The 20287-nt window shown below is 47.7% G+C and carries 16 protein-coding genes and 1 riboswitch; of the genes, 3 read left to right on the forward strand and 13 right to left on the reverse strand.

All coding sequences use genetic code 11. The features are described 5' to 3' along the window. Window positions 1-13 precede the first annotated feature (13 nt). Window positions 14-778 carry an exodeoxyribonuclease III gene (locus C558_RS0126575; RefSeq protein ID WP_026264157.1) on the reverse strand — a complete coding sequence of 255 codons (765 nt, stop codon included), beginning with the start codon at window positions 776-778 and terminating at the stop codon, window positions 14-16. 170 nt (window positions 779-948) lie between these two features. Between C558_RS0126575 and murI the strand changes: the two genes are divergently transcribed. Continuing rightward, entirely contained in the window at window positions 949-1743 is a 795-nt protein-coding gene (murI, locus tag C558_RS0126580) for a glutamate racemase (RefSeq protein ID WP_018759341.1), read from the forward strand. A 74-nt stretch (window positions 1744-1817) separates the two neighbouring features. Here the strand turns inward: murI and arcC are convergent, their stop codons facing one another. From arcC to C558_RS0126610, 6 genes are all read right to left on the reverse strand, one after another. Further along, entirely contained in the window at window positions 1818-2768 is a 951-nt protein-coding gene (arcC, locus tag C558_RS0126585) for a carbamate kinase (protein WP_018759342.1), read from the reverse strand. A gap of 19 nt (window positions 2769-2787) precedes the next feature. Beyond that, window positions 2788-4266, reverse strand: a complete 1479-nt coding sequence (locus C558_RS0126590) for a cytosine permease (protein ID WP_018759343.1) — start codon at window positions 4264-4266, stop codon at window positions 2788-2790. Window positions 4267-4329: 63 nt separating this feature from the next. After that, the gene (locus C558_RS0126595; protein WP_018759344.1) at window positions 4330-5754 is read right to left on the reverse strand and encodes a YlbE family protein; all 1425 of its coding nucleotides are present in this window, start codon (window positions 5752-5754) and stop codon (window positions 4330-4332) included. Window positions 5755-5760: 6 nt separating this feature from the next. Continuing rightward, on the reverse strand, window positions 5761-7305 hold the full coding sequence (fdrA, locus tag C558_RS0126600; RefSeq protein ID WP_018759345.1) for an acyl-CoA synthetase FdrA: 1545 nt from the start codon (window positions 7303-7305) through the stop codon (window positions 5761-5763). Continuing rightward, a complete protein-coding gene (locus C558_RS0126605) occupies window positions 7287-8192 on the reverse strand; it encodes an oxamate carbamoyltransferase subunit AllH family protein (protein ID WP_018759346.1) in 906 nt (301 codons plus the stop codon). The genes fdrA and C558_RS0126605 overlap by 19 nt, the downstream gene beginning before the upstream one ends. A gap of 81 nt (window positions 8193-8273) precedes the next feature. Next, a complete protein-coding gene (locus tag C558_RS0126610) occupies window positions 8274-8882 on the reverse strand; it encodes an ankyrin repeat domain-containing protein (RefSeq protein ID WP_018759347.1) in 609 nt (202 codons plus the stop codon). Window positions 8883-9037: 155 nt separating this feature from the next. Between C558_RS0126610 and C558_RS0126615 the strand changes: the two genes are divergently transcribed. Then, window positions 9038-10732, forward strand: a complete 1695-nt coding sequence (locus C558_RS0126615) for a PucR family transcriptional regulator (protein WP_018759348.1) — start codon at window positions 9038-9040, stop codon at window positions 10730-10732. 75 nt (window positions 10733-10807) lie between these two features. On the opposite strand, the gene gdhA is transcribed toward C558_RS0126615, so the two are convergent. The 5 genes from gdhA to C558_RS0126640 all read right to left on the reverse strand — a co-directional run bounded on the left by gdhA (window position 10808) and on the right by C558_RS0126640 (window position 17374). Further along, window positions 10808-12181 (reverse strand): NADP-specific glutamate dehydrogenase, encoded by a 1374-nt coding sequence (gene gdhA / locus C558_RS0126620; protein ID WP_026264158.1) that lies wholly within the window; start codon window positions 12179-12181, stop codon window positions 10808-10810. Window positions 12182-12435: 254 nt separating this feature from the next. Continuing rightward, complete coding sequence (locus tag C558_RS0126625; RefSeq protein ID WP_018759350.1) at window positions 12436-13413, reverse strand: diaminopimelate dehydrogenase; 978 nt, start codon at window positions 13411-13413, stop codon at window positions 12436-12438. 194 nt (window positions 13414-13607) lie between these two features. Further along, window positions 13608-14108 carry a C40 family peptidase gene (locus tag C558_RS0126630; protein WP_018759351.1) on the reverse strand — a complete coding sequence of 167 codons (501 nt, stop codon included), beginning with the start codon at window positions 14106-14108 and terminating at the stop codon, window positions 13608-13610. A gap of 5 nt (window positions 14109-14113) precedes the next feature. Then, window positions 14114-14250, reverse strand: a riboswitch (cyclic di-AMP (ydaO/yuaA leader). A 319-nt stretch (window positions 14251-14569) separates the two neighbouring features. Then, entirely contained in the window at window positions 14570-15373 is an 804-nt protein-coding gene (locus C558_RS0126635; protein ID WP_018759352.1) for a hypothetical protein, read from the reverse strand. Window positions 15374-15385: 12 nt separating this feature from the next. After that, the gene (locus C558_RS0126640) at window positions 15386-17374 is read right to left on the reverse strand and encodes a M1 family metallopeptidase (RefSeq protein ID WP_018759353.1); all 1989 of its coding nucleotides are present in this window, start codon (window positions 17372-17374) and stop codon (window positions 15386-15388) included. A 102-nt stretch (window positions 17375-17476) separates the two neighbouring features. On the opposite strand from C558_RS0126640, the gene C558_RS0126645 reads away from it, so the two are divergent. Further along, window positions 17477-17977 carry a YwhD family protein gene (locus C558_RS0126645; RefSeq protein WP_018759354.1) on the forward strand — a complete coding sequence of 167 codons (501 nt, stop codon included), beginning with the start codon at window positions 17477-17479 and terminating at the stop codon, window positions 17975-17977. Window positions 17978-18094: 117 nt separating this feature from the next. On the opposite strand, the gene C558_RS0126650 is transcribed toward C558_RS0126645, so the two are convergent. Then, the gene (locus tag C558_RS0126650; protein WP_051106932.1) at window positions 18095-20185 is read right to left on the reverse strand and encodes a transglycosylase domain-containing protein; all 2091 of its coding nucleotides are present in this window, start codon (window positions 20183-20185) and stop codon (window positions 18095-18097) included. Window positions 20186-20287: the final 102 nt, after the last annotated feature.

The following is a 20287-nucleotide window of genomic DNA, read 5'->3' on the forward strand; positions in this document are numbered from 1 at the left end:
AAGTGCGGAACCTTCATGATTGGTCTAGATCTAGCTCCAAGATGACCGGACAATGATCACTGCCCATGATGTGACAATCAATCTTAGCGTCTGTAATGGAGTCATTCAACTGTGAAGAGACGAGGAAATAGTCTATCCGCCAGCCCACGTTCCGCTCCCGTACCTTCGGCATGTAAGACCACCAGGAATAGATGTCTGTCTGATCCGGGAAGAGGTGGCGGAACGTATCCGTGAATCCTGAGCCGAGCAACGTCGTCATTTTGCCCCGTTCTTCGAGTGTGAAGCCAGCATTGCCTAAGTTAGGCTTCGGATGCTTCAGGTCAATCTCCTGATGGGCGACGTTCAAATCTCCGCATACAATGACGGGCTTATGGTTGTCCAATTCTTGCAGATAACCTCTGAATCGATCTTCCCATTCCATTCGGTATTCCAGACGTGATAAATCGCGTTTCGCATTTGGGGTATAGACTGTTACGAGGTAGAAGGTATCGAATTCGAGCGTAATTACGCGACCTTCAGGTTCGTAGTCTTCCTCGATTCCATACCGGACAGATAACGGCTTCAGCCGAGTGAATACCGCTGTCCCCGAATAGCCTTTCTTCTCCGCGTAATTCCAGAACTGCATATATTCTTCGCCCAGTTCTAATTCAATCTGCCCTTCCTGCAGCTTCGTTTCTTGCACACAGAATATATCTGCATCCATGTCTTTGAAGTAATCATAGAACCCTTTGTTCACGCAGGCACGGAGGCCGTTTACATTCCAGGATACGAACTTGATCATGACTTATCTCCTTGCTTATTGACGATAGTTTATTTTCTCTAGTGTACCATAGAAGGGACTTCCGTTCGAAGAATCAACTTGCGATCATCGGCAACCCGCGATATTCTAGAATTAGCTATGATTTCTACCACATAACTATAAATCTTTACGATAGGAATTGATGACACATGACAATCGGGTTTTTCGATTCGGGGATCGGCGGCCTTACGGTATTAGCTGAATCGCTGCGCCGGCTGCCGACAGAGAATTATCTCTTCATGGCAGATACCCTGCATGTCCCTTACGGAACGAAATCGAAGGATGATGTAAGATCATTCATTCTAGAGGGCGTAGAACAGATGGTGCATGTGGGCATCGATGCGCTGGTCATCGCGTGTAATACAGCGACCAGTATTGCGATTAACGAGCTTCGTGAGCGGTATTCATTCCCGATTGTTGGTATGGAGCCTGCGGTAAAGCCTGCAGTAGAGATGAATCGTGCGACAGGGAAGCGGGTGCTCGTCTTCGCAACACCATTAACCTTGCAGCAGCCTAAATATTATGCGCTTGTACATCGTGTGGATGAAGGGGGAATTGTCGATTCTCTGCCGCTGCCAGAACTTGTCGAATATTGTGAGGCCATGCAGTTCGATCGTGAGACGATGCGTGATTATTTCCGGTCGCAGCTTGCGGCTTATAACTTAGATGATTATGGAATGATTGTCCTTGGCTGTACCCATTATCCGTATTACAAAGGAATTCTCCACGACATCCTGCCATCGCATATCGAGATGATCGACGGCAATGCGGGCACGATTAAGCGGCTGTCTGCCCTGTTGAACCGATATGGTATTCCTGCCGGCAGTGGAAGTGGCAGCGTACGGTTTATGTGTTCGGGCAATGACCCTGTCTATTTGGATAAAATGAAGACCGCACTCGCACTAATCCGCGAGGACGGATATGTAACCCAGAGTGTAGTGTAGACCATTGTGTAGATCTATGAATGATAAGGCCGGAAGTTCACGAGCGTGAACTTCCGGCCTATTATTCGTTCTAGTTATTTTACAATATGCGTTCCTGCATGTTCATGAATAGCATCTTTAAGGCTCTCTGGATTCGTAATAATAACACGAGATCCATTCTTCTCTAAGAAGCTAAGGCTTGCTTCGATCTTCGGCAGCATACTGCCTGGAGCGAAGTGGTTCTCAGCGACATATTGCTTCGTCTCTTCGACGGTAATCTTCTCCAGCGCCTTCTGATTCGGTTTGCCGAAGTTGATGCATACGCGGGATACGCCGGTTGTGATGATGAGGGTCTCCGCATTCACTTGCTCTGCGAGCAGGCTTGTTGCGAAGTCCTTGTCGATCACCGCGTCAACCCCGTCATACGTGTTGTCGCCTGTCCGAACGACGGGAATACCGCCACCGCCTACAGCGATCACCACGTAATCTGCATCGACCAGAGATTTGATCGCATCCTTCTCAACGATATCGATGGGCTTCGGTGAAGGAACGACACGACGATAGCCGCGTCCCGAATCTTCGATCATTACCCAGTCTGGATGATCCTTCTTCATCGCCTCAGCTTGCTCTAGGGTGAAGAAGGAGCCAACCGGCTTCGTCGGGTTCTGAAAGTTCGGATCATCCTTGCTGACTTCCACCTGGGTAATGACGCTTGCTACTTTTTTGTTAATACCGCGTCTCGCGAATTCGTTCGTTAGTGCTTGTTGAATTTGGTAGCCGATTCCCCCTTGAGTATCTGCGACACAGTTCACCAGTGGAATCGTCTGCATGCCGCTCACTTCGCTGGCAATCTCGACACGTTGCATAGCAAATCCAACTTGGGGGCCGTTACCGTGGGTAACGACAACCTTATAACCTTCCTGAACCATATCTGCGATATTAACGACGGTCTCACGAACGGCTTCATATTGATCTTGAATCGAATCGCGGCCGTTATCACGTACTAATGAATTGCCACCGATGGCTACAATGACGAGTTTACTCATGGGGATTCCTCCTAAGAAATTAAGATGCTTTCACTCCTGTCTCACGTTCTTGGACAGTCGTGTGGTTGTTGAATCGATAGAATATGCCATAGAGCACACCTGAGATAATCAATCCGCTCAGGAATGCGGATTTGCTGATGGCGGCAAGGACGGCGACGTCTTTGAAGAATGCGCCGGACAATACGATCAGGAAGCTGATGATGAATACAGTACAAGCTATGACATTATAGCCGCTCTTATGCTCGCCGTTATCGCCTTGCTTCAAGTAGATCGCGGATAGGTTCAGCATTCTTTTCCGTTCCAGGAAGAAGCTCGTTAGCATGATACCCGTAATCGGGCCATACATGGAACCGATGAAGCTATAGAATAGATACAGCGCTTGTGTGCCATTGACGAGCTTCCAAGGCAAGATCGCTGTTCCGATAATGGCAGTAAGAATCGCCGCCGTCTTCACATTGAACACCTTTGGTAGAAGCGCGGTCATTTGCAAGCCGGAAGGAAGCAAGTTACCGAATACAACATAGCTTGTCGATGCAATATTTAAGGTAAGCAACAGCACGATAACGATGAACGGATTACCGATTTGGTCGATGGCTGCAACGATATTGAATCCTTCGATGCCAAATGCGATTTGTGTACCTACGAGTAGAGCTACGCAAGTGATACCGAATAGGATATACGAAGCGATCATGCCGAGCGGTAAGCCGATCATTGGTGCTTTGTCTGTCTTCGCACGCTGCGTAAGATCTGAGATGTTCACGATTGGACCGCCCCAGTTCGATACGAGTGCACTGACACAAGCGATAAAGACAAGCGGGCTTGAAGTCGGATTCGCTGGTGTGTAATCAAAGATCGGTCCGAATCCGCCAGCCACGCTGATGGCCCAGATTGCAGCGCCTACGATGAAGATATAAATGATGGGTGAAGACCATTTACTGAACACACTAAGAATTTTCATGCCGCCTAGGAATAATCCCACGGTGATGACCCACAGAATGATGTAGGATATCATCGTCGGGAAATCGAGTCCTAGGAAGTTAAAACCGGGAACCATGTCCATATAGCCTGGGAAGATTTTCGTGAAAATAACGTTAAAGGATTGTGCCCCAATAATCGTCTTTGTTCCGAAGAATACGACCCCCGCTATTAGCCCGCGGCATAATGCAGGAATAACCGAACCTTTCACGCCAAAGGAGCTTCGTAGTAACATCGAATATCCAATGCCGTATTTCGAACCTGCGTAGCCATTCAACACATAACCGACCGATACGATAATTGCCGCTGTCATGACCGCCCACAGCACTTGCGGGACAGACAAACCAAGTACGAAAAATCCCGCCACGGTCATGTACGACATCAAGTTATGCACAGCGCCCATCCAAACTGTAATGTAGTTGAAAGTGCTCCAATCACGCTTCTCAGGGGATTTCGGTAGAATATCCTCTGCATATCCGTAAGATTTGAACTCTTCGATACTACGATTGTTGACCTGTTCCATCGTAATTCTCCTATCTCTATTAAGTTGACAAAGATCTACTGCGGCTTGTTACAAGATAAGGATTTAGCTGATTTTGTCACTTAAAGCGAGCAATGCTTTCTCGAACGCTTCCGTTGGTGGGTACGTAATTCCCGCACCAATCATGCCAATACCCGGCTCCTTATGAGCAATCGCTGTGTTGATGACGGGAAGAATACCTGTCTGAATGACATTGCGAACATCGATACCTGTTGCAATCCCGCTGAAGTTCAGCAGAGGAATTGTCACGTTCGGATTCTCTGTTGTCGTAATTTCCTTCATTTTTGTCGAGAAGCCAAGTGCTTCTTCTACCGTACCGCCGACAAGAGCGACAATCGCTGGCGCTGCTGCCATCGCGAATCCGCCGATTCCGTACGTCTCTGTAATCGCGCTATCGCCGATATCTAGGCCCGAATCTTCTGGCTTGTAGCCCGCGAACATTGGTCCAATAACCTTCTGTGCAGGGCCCGTGAACCACGTGTTGCCTGGTATACCGCTGACACGAATACCGAACTCAACCCCATTACGCGCCATGGTCGTAACAATTGTACTGTTCTCAATACCATGAGCTGCATCCAGTGCGCATTTGCAGAGGGCCATCCACGTTGGTCCGGAGAAGTAATCGCTGCTCGCAACGAAATCGAAGACTTCACGTTTCTCTTCTGTTGTGAAATTCGTCTCTAGAATGAAAGGTGTCAGCGCTTGAATGAGCAAGCTTGTACCAGCATTGTTCCGGTTATGACACTCGTCGCCCATATGAAGCGCTTGTGCCAGCATGAGACGAAGATCGATACCATTCGACAATTTCATCGCGTCACGAAGCATCGGACCGAGTACGTCGCGCATCCAGTTCAGGCGAGCGATAACCGTCTCGTCATTCGCACCCATGCGCAGGATTTTGGACATTTGCTCACTGAGGTTCGTGTAAGCGATGTTGCCATACGTTCTATTTTCAACGATGTGCATGAACATGGATGCGGAGGTGACGCCAGCCATGGAGCCTACACAGTTGTGTTCGTGACAAGGTGCAAATGTAATTTTGCCGGATGCAGCGACTTTGGCAGCTTCTTCCAGATTCTTCGCTAGGCCTTCGAATACGATCGCGCCCGTTACCGCGCCTCTCATGGCACCGTTCATGCGATCCCACGTAATCGGAGGACCCGAGTGAAGAATCGTTGTTTTCGTCATACCAGGCACGCAGTTGATCGCTTGGTCGAAGCCGATCAAGATCGGTTGGGAGTTCACGATACGCTCAACTGCCAATTTGTTCGCTGCTTCGATTTTCTCGAGCAATGCTGGATCCTCGAGTTTATCGAGTGCTGTGATCAATTCTGGTTTGCCGCCACCTGGTGGTTTCCACTCAAGGTGTGTCGCTGTCGCGTTTTGCTTCAAGATATCGTCTTTGAAAAATTCGATCCCCACATTGATGACATTCAATTTGCTGTTAAAAAGTTCATTTATTTTACTCATGATTCATTAAGCCCCTTTCACGACAAATTCTCTGGATAGCAGACCTGCATTCGTGCTACTGCTTGCGATCGTAACGCCTGCTTCCATCAACTTGTTCACTTGGTCTTCAATCTTCGGACTGTCGAGATCTGTACCGAGAACGTAGCCGAGGATTTCAAGATGTCTACCTTCCTTCGCAGCCAGTTCCTTCGCTTCGATAATCGCAGGAAGCATGACGCCAACTGGATCCTCATGCGAGCCGAAGCCAAGAATGAAGTCCATGACAATGACGCCAACCTCGGGATCTTTCGCTTCTTGCAAGAAACGTGCGATCCGTGTCGAAGGGTCAATCATTGGATGCGGTTTGCCGTTCGTGAAGTCATCATCGCCAAGATCAAGGAATGTATGCTCTTTGCTAACATGCAGATCTTTCAGTTTGTAGTCAGGGTTCTTCTGAATATTGCTATAGACGTTATCGAACTTATCCATGGCGATGTACATCGCTTCATCACACAGCGTACCGCCGCAGAACAATCCGCGAATATATTTTTGCTCGGGTGTTAATTTCGCACGAATTTCTTCAACAAGTGGAATGTTAAGCGCGCGCTTGTTGATGGTGCTCTCGTCTGCGCCAGCGAGTACAACGGCTTTAAGCGCTGCTTCCTTAGAGGTCTTCGCGAAATGCCCGCCTGCAGCAACAACCGATTCTTCCGTTCCGCCGATGAAGTAGACCACGACGGGCTTCTTGCACAGCTTGATTTGATCGAGCACTTTTTTCTCAACACTTGGTGCTGGTGGCTTAGAGATCAAGACGATCACTTTGGTTGCCTCATCTTCATCAAGCGCTTTCATGCCATCCAGCATCATGATGCCGCCAACTTGTTCACTCAGGTCACGACCGCCTGTACCGATCAACTGTGTAATGCCGCCGCCGAAGTCATGGATACGAACGCTAACTTCTTGGCTGCCAGTACCGGATGCGCCGACGATCCCGATGTTGCCGCGTCGAACGGAGTTACCAAAGCAGAGTGCGACATTACCGATAATCGCTGTTCCGCAGTCTGGACCCATGACGAGCAAGCCTTTTTCATGTGCATATTGTTTCAATGCGATCTCATCTTCGATACTTACGTTGTCGCTGAAGAGCATAACGTGTAGGTCGTTATCTAACGCTTTCCTAGCTTCTCTTGCTGCATATGCACCGTTTACGGAGATGACCGCTAGGTTAGCTTCTGGGATGCTTTTTGCTGCGGAATCAATCGTTGGATATTTGATGTCGCTTGTTCCTTTTGCTACGCCTTTGTTCTTGAATAGCTCTTCGATTTTCAGGAATGCGCTTTCACAAAGCTCATCAGTTGCTGCTTTCACGACAATCATCAGGTCGCTTGTTTTGGCCTCTTCCAGTTCAGGTGTTAAGAGTCCAACATTGCGAAGAACTTCTTTATTCATTTCCGTTCCCATCGCGATAACCGCTTGCTCCACACCTTCAATTTGGTTCGCTTTGGTGGATAGGGACATCAAGGACACAGAATCGAAATACGTACTTTGTTTGATTACAACTTTTGTGGACATACTGTACCTCCTGCTTTTATGTTGATCTCCAATCCACAGACAATCCCGTAGACGATGTCCGTGCCTGATGAAGATCCGATATTTAATACCTTATCTAAAGAGAGAATCAACTCTTCTTGTTTACCGCATGTAATGGAATGAAGCAAACGGGTGATAGATTCCCTCACTCGACCCTTGGATGCTTGCTTGAGTGCTGTATAACTAATCTCATTGGTCAATGTTCTTGCGACGTCGACGATTTTCTCGCCGAATCCTAGATAGATGCGGCCTAGGCTGTTCTCCATATGGAAAGTAGAGAGCAGGCCGACGAGAAAGTCATCTCCCGAAGGGGTTAGCCCAGGCCCAAGGCCGATGAGCCCAGCCGCATGGCGAAGTGCATCCGAGACGCGATGTTGAAGTAGTGCTTCCTGAAGCATCAGGGAACGTTCGCTTAGCAACCTGGATGTTTCTTGTTCAAATATGCTGCTCGTCGTTAAATCGGGCTTCATGCCACCGCATTTCCCGCGTTGTTCGATGATTTTTTTCGTAAATGCTAGATGATTGATAACAGATCCGATGTCATTCGGGAAAAAAGGAAGCTGACATTCCCACGTCGTAACTTGATCCATCACGATCAACAATTGATCTCCAATGTGTACAATTCGTTGGTCAGCATATACCTTGTCGTTGACTTTTATCGCAAGCTCGCTGAATCGATCCATGTCGATTAGCATTGTATTGGGTGCATTATCCAAGTGCTGGCATGCCAAGGTATATAATTCGCCATTTTCGCTGCATTCGACATTTATCGTTCTGTCGAATACACTATGCACATAACCATGAAATGTCGTGTGCTGTAGTTGATTGATCCAATCCAGATCACCAGATCGTGCATGATGAATACGCATTTGCTAGCACTTCCCTTCTTGTATTTCTAAGATGGACCGCGGTCAATGCGCAGGCTGGATGGTTCATCGCACGGCAATGTTTTACTTTGCTCCTGCTGCTAACAAGATTTGCTCGATTTCGCCGAAACCTTTCTTTCTTGCAAGCTCAAGTGGTGTTACACCGTACTTATCCACCATGTGTACATTTGCGCCATGTTCGATCAAGAGCTTAATGATGGTTTGCTGCTTCTCTCCGCCATCATTCAAGATGATCGCTTCGATGAGCGGCGTCCAGCCCACGAAATTCGTATGATTCACATTGATGTCGGTTGTGGTCAGAAGTTCACGAACGACTTCAACATGGCCTTTCTCGCTGGCAGGGGTAATGCCGACACCGCCGAAGCGCGTCAATAATTCAACGTTCGTATTCGCTTTGACCATCATTTTAACAAGCTCTAGTTTGCCGTTAATGCAGCCGAACAAGAAGGGATTGAAGCATGTCTCGTCTTGCAAATCCACATTCACTCCAGCTTCAACGAGGAAGGATACAGCCGCCAAATGATCATTCATTGCAGCGATCAGAATCGCCGTTCTTTTTTGCTTGTTTCTTACGTTGATGTCGATACCTTGCTCTAAGCATTTCTTCAAAGTTGCGACATCGCCCTGACTTGCTGCTTCAAGGAACTGTTGTACCAAGTTGTTGTCTGACATCCGAAAACCTCCACATCGTGAATTGGTGTTGCAGAATTATTGTAGTGCGGTTACATGAATTGGGCATTGGTTATCAACACTAAAAAAAGTCGAAGTCCATTGTGCAGGGTGCACAATAATACAATCGAACTGGTAAAAATAAAGGGGTGAGGAAAATGCTTACAGTAAAAGATTTACTCCATATCCAATCAATCGAAGGCATTAAGGTCGTTGCTGGAGAGCAGGGAATCAATAATGTGATATCGATTGTCAATATTATGGAGAATCCAGATGCATTTGACTGGTTGTCCTCGAACGAATTACTTTTATCTACGGGTTATATTTTCAAAGGAAATGAAGAGCTTCAGAATCGGATTATTCGTGAGCTTGCGGAAATCAATTGCGCGGGGTTGTGTGTCAAAATGAAGCGTTATTTCGATAAGCTTCCGCAGAATATGATTGATCATGCGAACAAATACGGCCTGCCCTTACTAGAGCTCCCATTCACTTATCCGTTGTCCAAGGTGATTGCGATCATTAATGAGAAGGCATCGGGAAGATACGATTTATTGAATCGAAGAACGCTGGATATGCATAATATTTTGTTCAGAATTGCGCTTGAAGGCGGGGGGATTGAGCGGATTTCGATGGAGCTGTCAGAGACGATTCATAATCCGATTATTTTCCTTGATCGGGATTGGAATTTGCTGCACTATACGGAGCTGGAGGAGAACCCAATTCCGCTCGAGGGAAGCCTGCATCTGATACCGAACCGGCCTGTCTTCACCCGGGATTTTCGTGATTCCATTCCGAGTAATATGAGTGAAATGAAGAAGTCGGTCAAACGGATCTACCATACGAAGGGGCAGGAGATCAAATGTCGTATTCTGCCGGTTGCTGTTGATCATTACATCTATGGCTACATTGTCGTCTGGCAGACGGTCCGTGAGCTGACAGAATTCGACTATATCGTCTTGGAGCAATCCTCGACCATTATGGCCCTGGAGCGCATCAAGGCGAAGGAAATTGAAGAAGTGAAGCTGCAAATTCGTCAAGATTTCTTCGACGACTTATTGACCGGGAAGCTGACTTCGACGGATACCATCCAGACGTTGTGTGATTTGCATGGCTTGAATTCGAATTATATGTATTACTGCATTGTGATCAACATGGAACCCATGGATCCGGAACGGTTCGAAGATATGGTCGTCCGTAAATATGAAATGGATAATCTGGCGAAAAAATGCGTGGAATTGGTCTATGAGGATTCAAGTGGAGCGAGTGGGGAAGTAACCTGTTTCTACCGAAATCAACGGATTATTATTATGGTCGGTCAGAATGAATTTCGGCCGAACGTGACGGTCTCGGAGACGAAGAATTATGCCATTGAGCTGCATGAGAAGCTGCAGAAGCAGATTAAGAAGACGACATTTACGATTGGCATTGGTAGACAGTATAAGTCGATCAGTTCGCTGCACAAAAGCTTCTCAGAGGCCCATGAAGCGATTCGGCTGATGCAGAAATTCGGCAGTCATGGCGAAGTGTCGCATTTCGAGGACTACTCGGTCTATCATTTCTTAGACTCCAATATCAAAGAGATGGAGCTCGAAGACTTCTTCCTGAAACGGCTCGGCAAGCTCTATGAACATGATAATACGTACGGGACAAGCTTTATGATTACGCTGGAGAACTACTTCATTCACAATCACAATGTCAGTGAAGCAGCCAAAGCGATGTTCATTCACCGCAACACCTTCATCTATCGCATCGATAAAATCAAGGAAATGCTCGGTACGGATTTGAAAAATTCGGAGGAGCTGCTGCAGATTCAATTGGCGCTCAAGATCTTCAGGTTATTGAATAAAGTATAAAGAAGGAGCCGGGCCATCGCTTTTGCGATACACCCGGCTCTTGTTCTATGTTTATTCGTTCAATGATCTTGGATATTATACGACGCCTTGTGCGATCATTGCATCAGCTACACGAAGGAATCCGGCGATGTTCGCGCCGACAACCAAGTTACCGGAATAACCGTACTCATCAGCTGCACGAACGCTGTTCGCATAGATGTTCTTCATGATGCTGTGAAGCTTCGCATCGACTTCTTCGAATGTCCACTGCAAGCGCATGCCGTTCTGTGCCATTTCGAGGGCGGATACTGCAACGCCGCCTGCATTGGCAGCTTTCGCAGGTCCGAACAATACTTGATTGTTCAAGAATACGTCGATCGCTTCAAGCGTCGAAGGCATATTCGCGCCTTCACTGATTGCTTTCACGCCGTTCGCAACCAGCAATTTCGCTGATTCTTCGTTGATTTCGTTTTGCGTTGCACAAGGAAGTGCGATATCACAAGGGATGGACCAGATGCCGTCGCATCCTTCGGTGTACACAGCGCCTGGATGCTCTGCTACATATTCTTTAATCCGTTTGCGTTCTACTTCTTTGAGACGCTTAACTGTTTCAAGGTTGATCCCGTTCGGATCGTACACATAGCCGTTCGAATCGCTGCATGCGACAACTTTCGCACCAAGCTGGTGAGCTTTCTCAATCGCATAAATCGACACGTTACCTGAACCAGAGACAACAACGGTGCTGCCTTCGAAGCCTAGGCCTTTCGCTGTCAACATTTCGTTCGCGAAGTATACGCAGCCGTAACCTGTTGCTTCTGTTCTCGCCAAGCTTCCGCCGTAGATAATGCCTTTGCCTGTCAATACGCCAGCTTCGTAACCGCCGCGCAGGCGCTTGTATTGCCCGAACATATAGCCGATTTCTCTTCCGCCGACGCCGATGTCTCCCGCAGGAACGTCAACGTCCGGTCCAATATATTTCGACAATTCGGTCATGAAGCTTTGCGTGAAGCGCATAATTTCGTTGTCGGATTTGCCCTTCGGATCGAAGTCGGATCCGCCTTTACCGCCGCCAATAGGTTGTCCGGTCAGGGAGTTCTTCAAGATTTGCTCGAATCCGAGGAACTTGATGATGCTGGCGTTAACGGAAGGGTGGAAGCGAAGTCCCCCTTTGTAAGGTCCGATCGCGCTGTTGAATTGCACGCGGAATCCACGGTTGACTTGAACTTTGCCGTTGTCGTCGACCCAAGGCACACGGAACGATACCATCCGCTCAGGCTCAACGATGCGCTCAAGAATGCCATGCTCCTTGTATTTAGGATGCTTCGCGAATACAGGCACGAGGGAATCGAGGATTTCTTTTACCGCTTGGTGGAACTCGCTCTCGTATGGGTTGCGTTTGATTACCAATTCATAAACCGATTGTACATATTCTTTTGCTGCCGTTTGATTTTGTTCTGGGATGGCCGTGATCACTGTTCAAACACTCCTTTATTAAAATTTTGCTTTACACTTTGTGTACGATGATTTGCATTTTATACTATACAAAATGACGTCATTTCTCCAATAGAAATTATTTTACAAAGCGATTAAATAGCGCTATCGCGCTAAAGCGATAAACGGTAAAAACGTTTACATTACTATTGCACAAACCATGTAATCGCTTCCGCAAAAAAACAAAAAACCTGATCATCGTTAAGATGACCAGGTCTGCGCAAATATATCTACTATAGCAATTCGCGGCGAAGCTCTTCAGCCGATTTCGGCGACAAATATCCAAGTGGAATATCGAATACTGTTTTCGCGCCAGTAGCACCCTCTTGGCTAAGGCGATGAGCCGCTCTAGCGTAAGCTACAAGTACGCTTGCCGTGAACTCAGGGTTGCTCTCAAGCTTGAGTCCAAACTCAATGATTTGCTTCGTATTCTCACCAGTTACACCACTGCGAATAACGAATCCGCCATGCGGCATGCCTTGGTGCTCAGCCTGAAGCTGCTCCTCGGAGATAAATGTTACCGTTGTGTCATAATCAGAGAAATAGTTCGGCATATTCACGATCGTCTCGCGAATTTGATCTTGGTTCGCGCCTTCTTCAGCGACAACATAGCACTCACGCAAATGCTTCTCACGTGTAGCAAGCTCAGGCGTTTCACCTGAACGAATGCGGTCGATCACTTCTTGAACAGGTACGGTGTATTGTACGCCAGCTTTTACGCCTGGTACGCGACGAATCGCATCCGAGTGGCCTTGGCTAACGCCTTTGCCCCAGAACGTGTAATCTTTGCCTTCTGGGAGGATAGACTCAGCAAGAAGTCGATTAAGGGAGAATAATCCCGGATCCCAGCCTGTCGAAATAACGCTGAGGTTGCCGCCTTCTTTCGCAGCTGCATCCACCGTGTTGAAAAATTCGGGAATTTTCGCATGCGTGTCGAAGCTGTCGATTGTGTTGAACATTCTGGCGATGACAGGTGTCTGTTCTGGAAGATCCGTCGCCGAACCTCCGCACAGAATCATCACGTCAATGATGCCTTTATATTGCTCTGTAGCGGAAATGTGCTCGAATTTGATACCTTCTGTTGCGATTTGATCTGGCTGTCTGCGAGTGAATACCGCTACGAGCTCCAAGTCTTGGTTCTGACGAATGGCTTTCTCCACGCCTTTCCCCAAGTTACCGTAACCAACAATACCTACTTTAATCTTTTGCATTGATAAAGTCCTCCTCTAGGGTATTCCAATAATCTGCTTGTCCACCCTTTAAAGTATATAGATATATTACATTAAATGTAAACGTTATTGGTGAGAAAAAACCTCTATCGAGGTTCTTACTTTTATTAATACGACTTTGGTTAAAAAGAAACCCGCGATGTGTCCAATGGATGGACTTCGCGGGCTCCTCCTTATTATTCTACATCATCGTGATCTTGATTCCCGTCATTGTCATTGGTGTCATCAAAAATGTCCGAATTCGTCACTCTTGTTGCACCAACATAACGTTTCACATAATACGAATCGCTTAAGCTAGAAATTGTAATCCCTTTTTTGCTGGATGCATGTGCAAATTTGTTCTCGCCTACGTAGATGCCGACATGCGAGATGCCTTTACCGTTTGTATTGAAGAATACGAGATCTCCGGTTTGAAGATCAGATTTTGCAACTTTCGTCCCCATCTTGTACTGGGATCCTGATTGGTGTGGAAGTTTGACGTCGAATTGCTTGAAGATATACATCGTAAATCCAGAGCAATCAAATCCACTTGTCGATGTGCCACCGCTCTGATAGCGAGTACCAAGAACATCCTTAACTTCTTTGTCAAGTTTGGAATCAGCAGCGAAAGCGCTACCAACTGAGACTGCCATCGTTAATGCAAGTGTGACGATCATAGAGCTGAATAACTTTTTCAAAAGGGTAAAACTCCTTCCAACGCCTACGAGGTTAGCTAAGGGTTCGGTTGAAGGCTCCCTATGATCCCTTACTTGCAAGATCAATTCACCCAAAGATGGTTCCCCCGTTTCCTGGTGCGCAGGAACTCGGCTTCAATGATTTGGTGCACCGGATACAAATAACAATAATGACAAAATTGATTACAAACTTATTACAAAATCTTAACTAATTGTTATTCTACCAGACGGTCTGCGCTTTGACAAACCCTTTTTACGTTTTTATCCCATTTTTTTGCGAAAAACAGCGAATAACCCGAGCTTCGCTAGGCGAAATTCGGGTTTATTCGTTACTTCTCATGACATTGGACGAGCATCAGCATTCTGAGCTTCCAGGGCGCTCGCTTAGATTTATTTCTTTTTCGGGGCCTCCCGCAAAATACCTGAATCACATCGAAGCAATAGCATCATTTTGTGGGGATGTATTAACATTTGCTCTGCCACAATTTATATTGTGCTGCAATACCCCATACCTTGACGATAGAGCGGACGAGATGATAGGTCTGATGAAGAATAATGGCAAGGAGTCCTGTCCAGATCCATGCGGCCGCTGTGAAAATTCCGCTTATCAATAACAGCAATGCAAGTAATAGAAGGGTGATCCCCAGGATCATCGGCAGATTTTTGAGGGAGAGGAGCAGCCCTTGGAATACCCCGGCCTTGCTCACCTGTCCAAATTGCATAAATAAGAACAACTGGTGAATGATCCAAGCGAATACAATCCATCCGAAGATGATCGGGAGGAAGGATATCCCTAGGTGCTCTAGATCGTAGAGCTTCCATTCCTGATAGAAGTATGGAACTACCCAGTATGCAGGAGCAAGGATCAGCAGGTTCTCCAGCCAATAGAATAAGCAGACCGGCTTCCAAGCGTATTTGATGCCTTTGAAGAACAGGAGTCCTTTATCGTCTTGGTGATGAATAGAATAGTAGAGTCCTGCGTTGATGAATGGGGTAACTAACATGCGAATCAAGAACAGCCCTGCGAGCATCCAGAGGTAATAATCGAGGATGTCCGTCTTCATAAGTTGGAACTGACTCTCAATCAGGAACATCTGCATACTCGTCTCGGTGGGGTGGGGATCCGGGTAGTGTTCCAGAATAGGGACCACGATGGCGTCGATAAATCGATAGAGGAAGAAGCCCCAGATCAGCTGGTACAAGAATAGAATAATGACGATATAAAAATGATGTTTGACGATGCTAAAGCTTTCTTTAATATAATTCATTCCGGGTTCACCTCACCATCCGAGTGCGTTCAAGATACTCTCGATCAGTTTCGCTGTGCTGAAATTGATTCGTGTTTTGACGGCCTCATCAATTTGGGCCTTCATATAGTTATTGATGCGTTTATTCTCGAGCACCATGGTGTCTTGCGGGTCAATCATGACCCAATCCAGCGGTGTCTTATGGGTGAGTGTATATTGAATCGTTGTTGATGCGCCGTCCCAAGTTCGCTTGACGGAAGTGCCGTCTTTGAACATGAATACGACAGGAACCTGCGGATAATCACCGCCTTTTTTACGAAGAATGACTTTGGATTCATACGCGGATGTTCCGTTATTATCTACCTTCTTAGCGGTAATACTCTCTACAGCATAGTCCGTCATGAACCCTTTATAGACATATTGATTGAAGAAATCGGTCCAATCCTTCTTCGTGACTTGTTCGACGACACGCTGGAAATCTGAGGTGGTTGGATGACGGAATGCCCATTTCTTCGTATATGTCTTCATAATTTTGGCCATCGTCTTGGCTCCCACTTGCTTCTCTAGGGCGATAAGCACCAGCTTGCCACGTGTGTACACATTTTCGGCGTACTGATTGGAGTCTTTGTACTTCCATGCAAAGAGAGACAGAGGAGCTGGGTCAGTCATGTAGCTCGATTCAATCGGCAAATTCGCGACGATCCCGTATTCCGTCTCCATGACGCGGTCCTCTGCATAGGAGGTGAATCCTTCATCCAGCCAAGCTTCTTCAAATTCATTGCTCGCGAGCATGCCGTAGAAATATTGATGTCCGATTTCATGCACAACGGTACGCTCTAGATCATATCCGGGGTTGTCATCCATCGCGCCAAAAGCCGTAATGAGGGTTGGGTACTCCATCCCGCCCGCGCCGTTCCCTTCTTTGGGCGGTACGACGATCGATAGCGTAGAATACGGATATTCTCCGTACCATTCACTGTAACGGGCGAGCGCCACCTTGGCGGCATGGAAGTACCGCTCTTGCAGATCCTTATGCGCTGGATCAAGGTATAGCTTGATTCGTACGCCAGGAACGTTCGGCGCAGAGAATGGCTGCTCCGCATAGATGAAATCCGGCGATGCGGCCCATGCGAAGTCGTGCACATCCTCCGCATAATATTGATAAGTTTTGTAGCCGTCTTGTTGGGCTGCGCTTTTGGTTGGGAAGCCTGAGGCGGCCACTTTATACGCTTCAGGGACCTGGATGCGAACGTTGTAAGTTCCGAAATCAGAATAGAATTCGGAGTTCCCGTGATATTGATGGATATTCCATCCTTCAGTGGTCCGTCCTCGCATGCCTGCAGGTTCGTAGACAGCGAGCTTCGGGAACCATTGTCCCGCCATGACGAAGTTGCCTGCGACACCCATACGTGCGAAGACACCCGGCATTTTCACATTGAACTTCATATTGAGCGTGATGGACTGGCCGGGCTTGACCGGTTGAGAGAGCCGAACCTTCATTAAGGTGCGATCATTCGGATTGTTGTCATCGGGCTGCACATATTGCATTCGTTTCATGAGCGACATACCTTCTTCGGTCTGCATGTCGGTGATTTCCATGGACCCGTAGCTGCCTTCCTTCATAACATCTCCGCGCAATTTGCCTCCTGATTCTTGAATAAAGGTGGACTGCTTGGACGCAAATGCATTCGGATAGAGGTGGAAATACAGCTCATTCACGATATTTTTGCCGGGGTTGGTCCACGTGACGGATTGGCTGCCTTGCAGCGTTTTGCCGATGGGTGAGTCTTCGAGCTTCACATTCATGTGATATTCAACGATACGTTTGCTATACACTTTAGAGGTGGGCTCCTCAATGGTCTGCTTCGGCTCTGCCGGTTCGCTTGCGGCCGTGCGCTGTTCTGCAAGCTTCGACATGGCGGTCAGATGATCTGCCTGGTTTCTGCTGAACCAGATCGCATAGCCGAGCAGACAAACGATGAGCGAGATCGTTAGAATGCGTTTTGTTAGGCGTGGGGTCATACACGTTTACCTCCCGTTGACAAGCATGTACAGCATGTATATGTTTGCAATTTCAATAATATTAGCTAAAATAAAATTAAATCACTTGGAGGTATAATGCGGATGAGTTCTGAAGAGCAAAAACCGAAGAAACAGCTAGCCCTGAATGTTGTTAGCAAGAAGGAACATAAGGGATTTGGCGCAGGTTCAATCGACTTGAATAATGTCTCCCCGGTCATTATCGATCAAGGAGAAGCTTATATTGATATTGGTGCAATGCACGCGAAGAGTAAGGTGGAACGCGGGATTAAATTCCTGACGAACCGGGAAGATGTGCCGAATGGCCGGAAATGCTGGATCGTCTGGGTTGCGGTTGACCGTAATGAAGAAGGTCCGTTCTACGGCGGTATGACGGCTTGTGAAATGGCTGTTGATCCGGAGATCAAGCGCGGATGGAAAATTCTTGCGGAGCATGTGAACAAGCTGGATTATGCGTTGAAACGCCGTGTGATGCTGGAAGGACTAGATGCGGAGGAGAAGAAGCTTCTTCGTGAGTTGCTCATGCAGCACAATCCAGAATGGTGGGAGCGTACCAGCGATAGCGTGAAGGAAGCATTAGCATAGGGCTATATTATAGAAGAAGAGACAGCGATCCGAGATGGATGGCTGTCTCTTTTTTTCGGGGCCCCGTTAAGTGCCTGAATCACTTCGAAGCCGAGTCCCCACTTTGTGGGGTTATTTTTAACCCGTCCACCAACGTTTGACATCTTGCCACCAGGAGCGGTGCTGCGGCGAAGATTCTGTTCCTTCTTGTTTGGTCTCTTCTCCGTGGTGTACGCTGCAGGATTCGGTTGGCTCGGTACCGACGACGAAGGCTTCGAGCCGCTTGTCCGGACATGCGGTTGTCGCGAGCTGACCTGTCTGCGGATCAATATAGACATTGACGACGCCTTCGGGAATCGGAAATATCTTCGGCGGCACATTGCGCAGCGCTTCTTCGGTGAATTGCGCGAAAATAGGGGCTGCCTTGTGGGCATCAACGGCATGGATCATTTTCCCTCGATCATAACCGACCCAGACAGCGGTCGAGAGCTCCGGTGTATAGCCTACCAGCCAAGCGTCGTTATCGGTCGTTCCTGTCTTACCGGCGACAGGACGCTTCATGAGCGATGAGACCCGGTTGCCGGTTCCGCCGGTATCGAAGACGCTCTCGAGCAGGTTAGTTAAGACATAGGTATGCGCGGCATCCGTCACCTGCGTATGCTGCGGGGTCGGGGCTTCATAGATTGAGTTCCCTTTGGCATCGGCAATCCGTAAGACGGCAATGGGCTCAACCCGTTCGCCTTGATTGCTAATGACAGCATAGGCGGAGGCCATCTCGAATGGACTGATCGGGAATGTGCCTAGTGCGAGTGACGGTAGGGGCTTTAGTAGGCTGTCAATGCCCATCTTCCGGGCCATTTCGACCACATTGAGCGGATCAATCTTCATAATCGTATTCACGGCATAGATATTATCTGAGACGGCAATAGCTCGGCGCATATCAATCTCACCGAAATATTTGCCTCCATAGTTACTGGGCTCGTACGTTTTCCGGTTTTCATCATAATGGAACAAGGTCGGTTCGCTCTTGAACCGGGACATGCTGGTCATTTGGTTACTCTCAAGCGCAGCTAGATACATAATGGGCTTGAAGGCAGATCCGGGCTGTCTCGTCTTCGCGAATACACGGTTAAACTGATTAGTCTTATAGTGTGTCCCGCCGACCATCGCTTTGACATAGCCGCTGCGCGGATCAATGGAGACGAGCGCTGCTTGTAAATCCGAACCTTCGGGGATTTGTTTCGCGATGGCTTGTTCAGCTGCCTGCTGCGCTTGCAAATCGAGTGTCGTATAGACGGTAATGCCGCCTTCGGCTAGCAGAGACTCGTCGAACCCGAGCCTATCCGTCACAACATTGCGAATATAGTCTCGGAAGTAAGGAGCGATCTCTCCTTCTTGCGGCGTCTCGAGCGGCTTGAATTTCAAGATTTCATGATAAGCAGTGTCCGCTTGCTGCTTCGTAATGTATCCACATTCGACCATCGCGAGGAGGACTGTTCGCTGCCGATCTTTGGCATTTTTCATATCGCGAAATGGGGAATAATACTTAGGTCCCTTCGGTATACCCGCGAGCATCGCGCTCTCCGCGAGCGTCAGTGATTTGGCAGGCTTACCGTAGTATAGCTCTGCGGCGGGTTCAATCCCGTAGGCGCCGTGACCATAATAGATATTGTTCAAATATTGGTTCAAGATCTCATCTTTACTTAAGTTCATTTCCAGCTGAATGGTATACATGGCTTCCTTCGCTTTGCGTGTCCATGTGCGTTCATGACTCAAGTACAGATTGCGAGCCAATTGCTGGGTTAGCGTACTAGCACCTTGTTTCGTCTCCAAATGCTCTATATTGACAAGCGCTGCACGAGCCATCCCTTTGATGTCGAATCCAATATGATTATAGAAGTGACGATCTTCGACAGATAACGTGGCATGGATCAGGTCAGGTGCAATATTAGAGAGTCCTACAGGACGTCTCGAAATACCGGATTGCGGTTGAAAATAACCAATGATTTGCCCTTCGCGATCCACGAACTTGGAGGCTATTCCCATCGAGGAGACAGGCAGGGAATCGGCGCGCAGATAGATAAGTAAGCCACCTGTACCGATGAGGAGGAGTAGGAACAGGAATAACGCTGCCGCTCCGAGACGCTTCAATAGACGCACCCTTCGCGAAGGTTTTGATTTGGCATGGGCCGCATGGGACTCTGATTTTCTCGCCTGATGACGCGACATCCCTTCCATCCTTTCTTGTTCCAATCTGGGTGAATTCCACCTATCCCTTAGTATGGAAAAAGTTAGAAAGTCATATTCATTCGTGTCCGAAATATTAAATTT

This window comes from Paenibacillus terrigena DSM 21567, from assembly GCF_000374845.1.
Classification (GTDB): domain Bacteria; phylum Bacillota; class Bacilli; order Paenibacillales; family Paenibacillaceae; genus Paenibacillus_K; species Paenibacillus_K terrigena.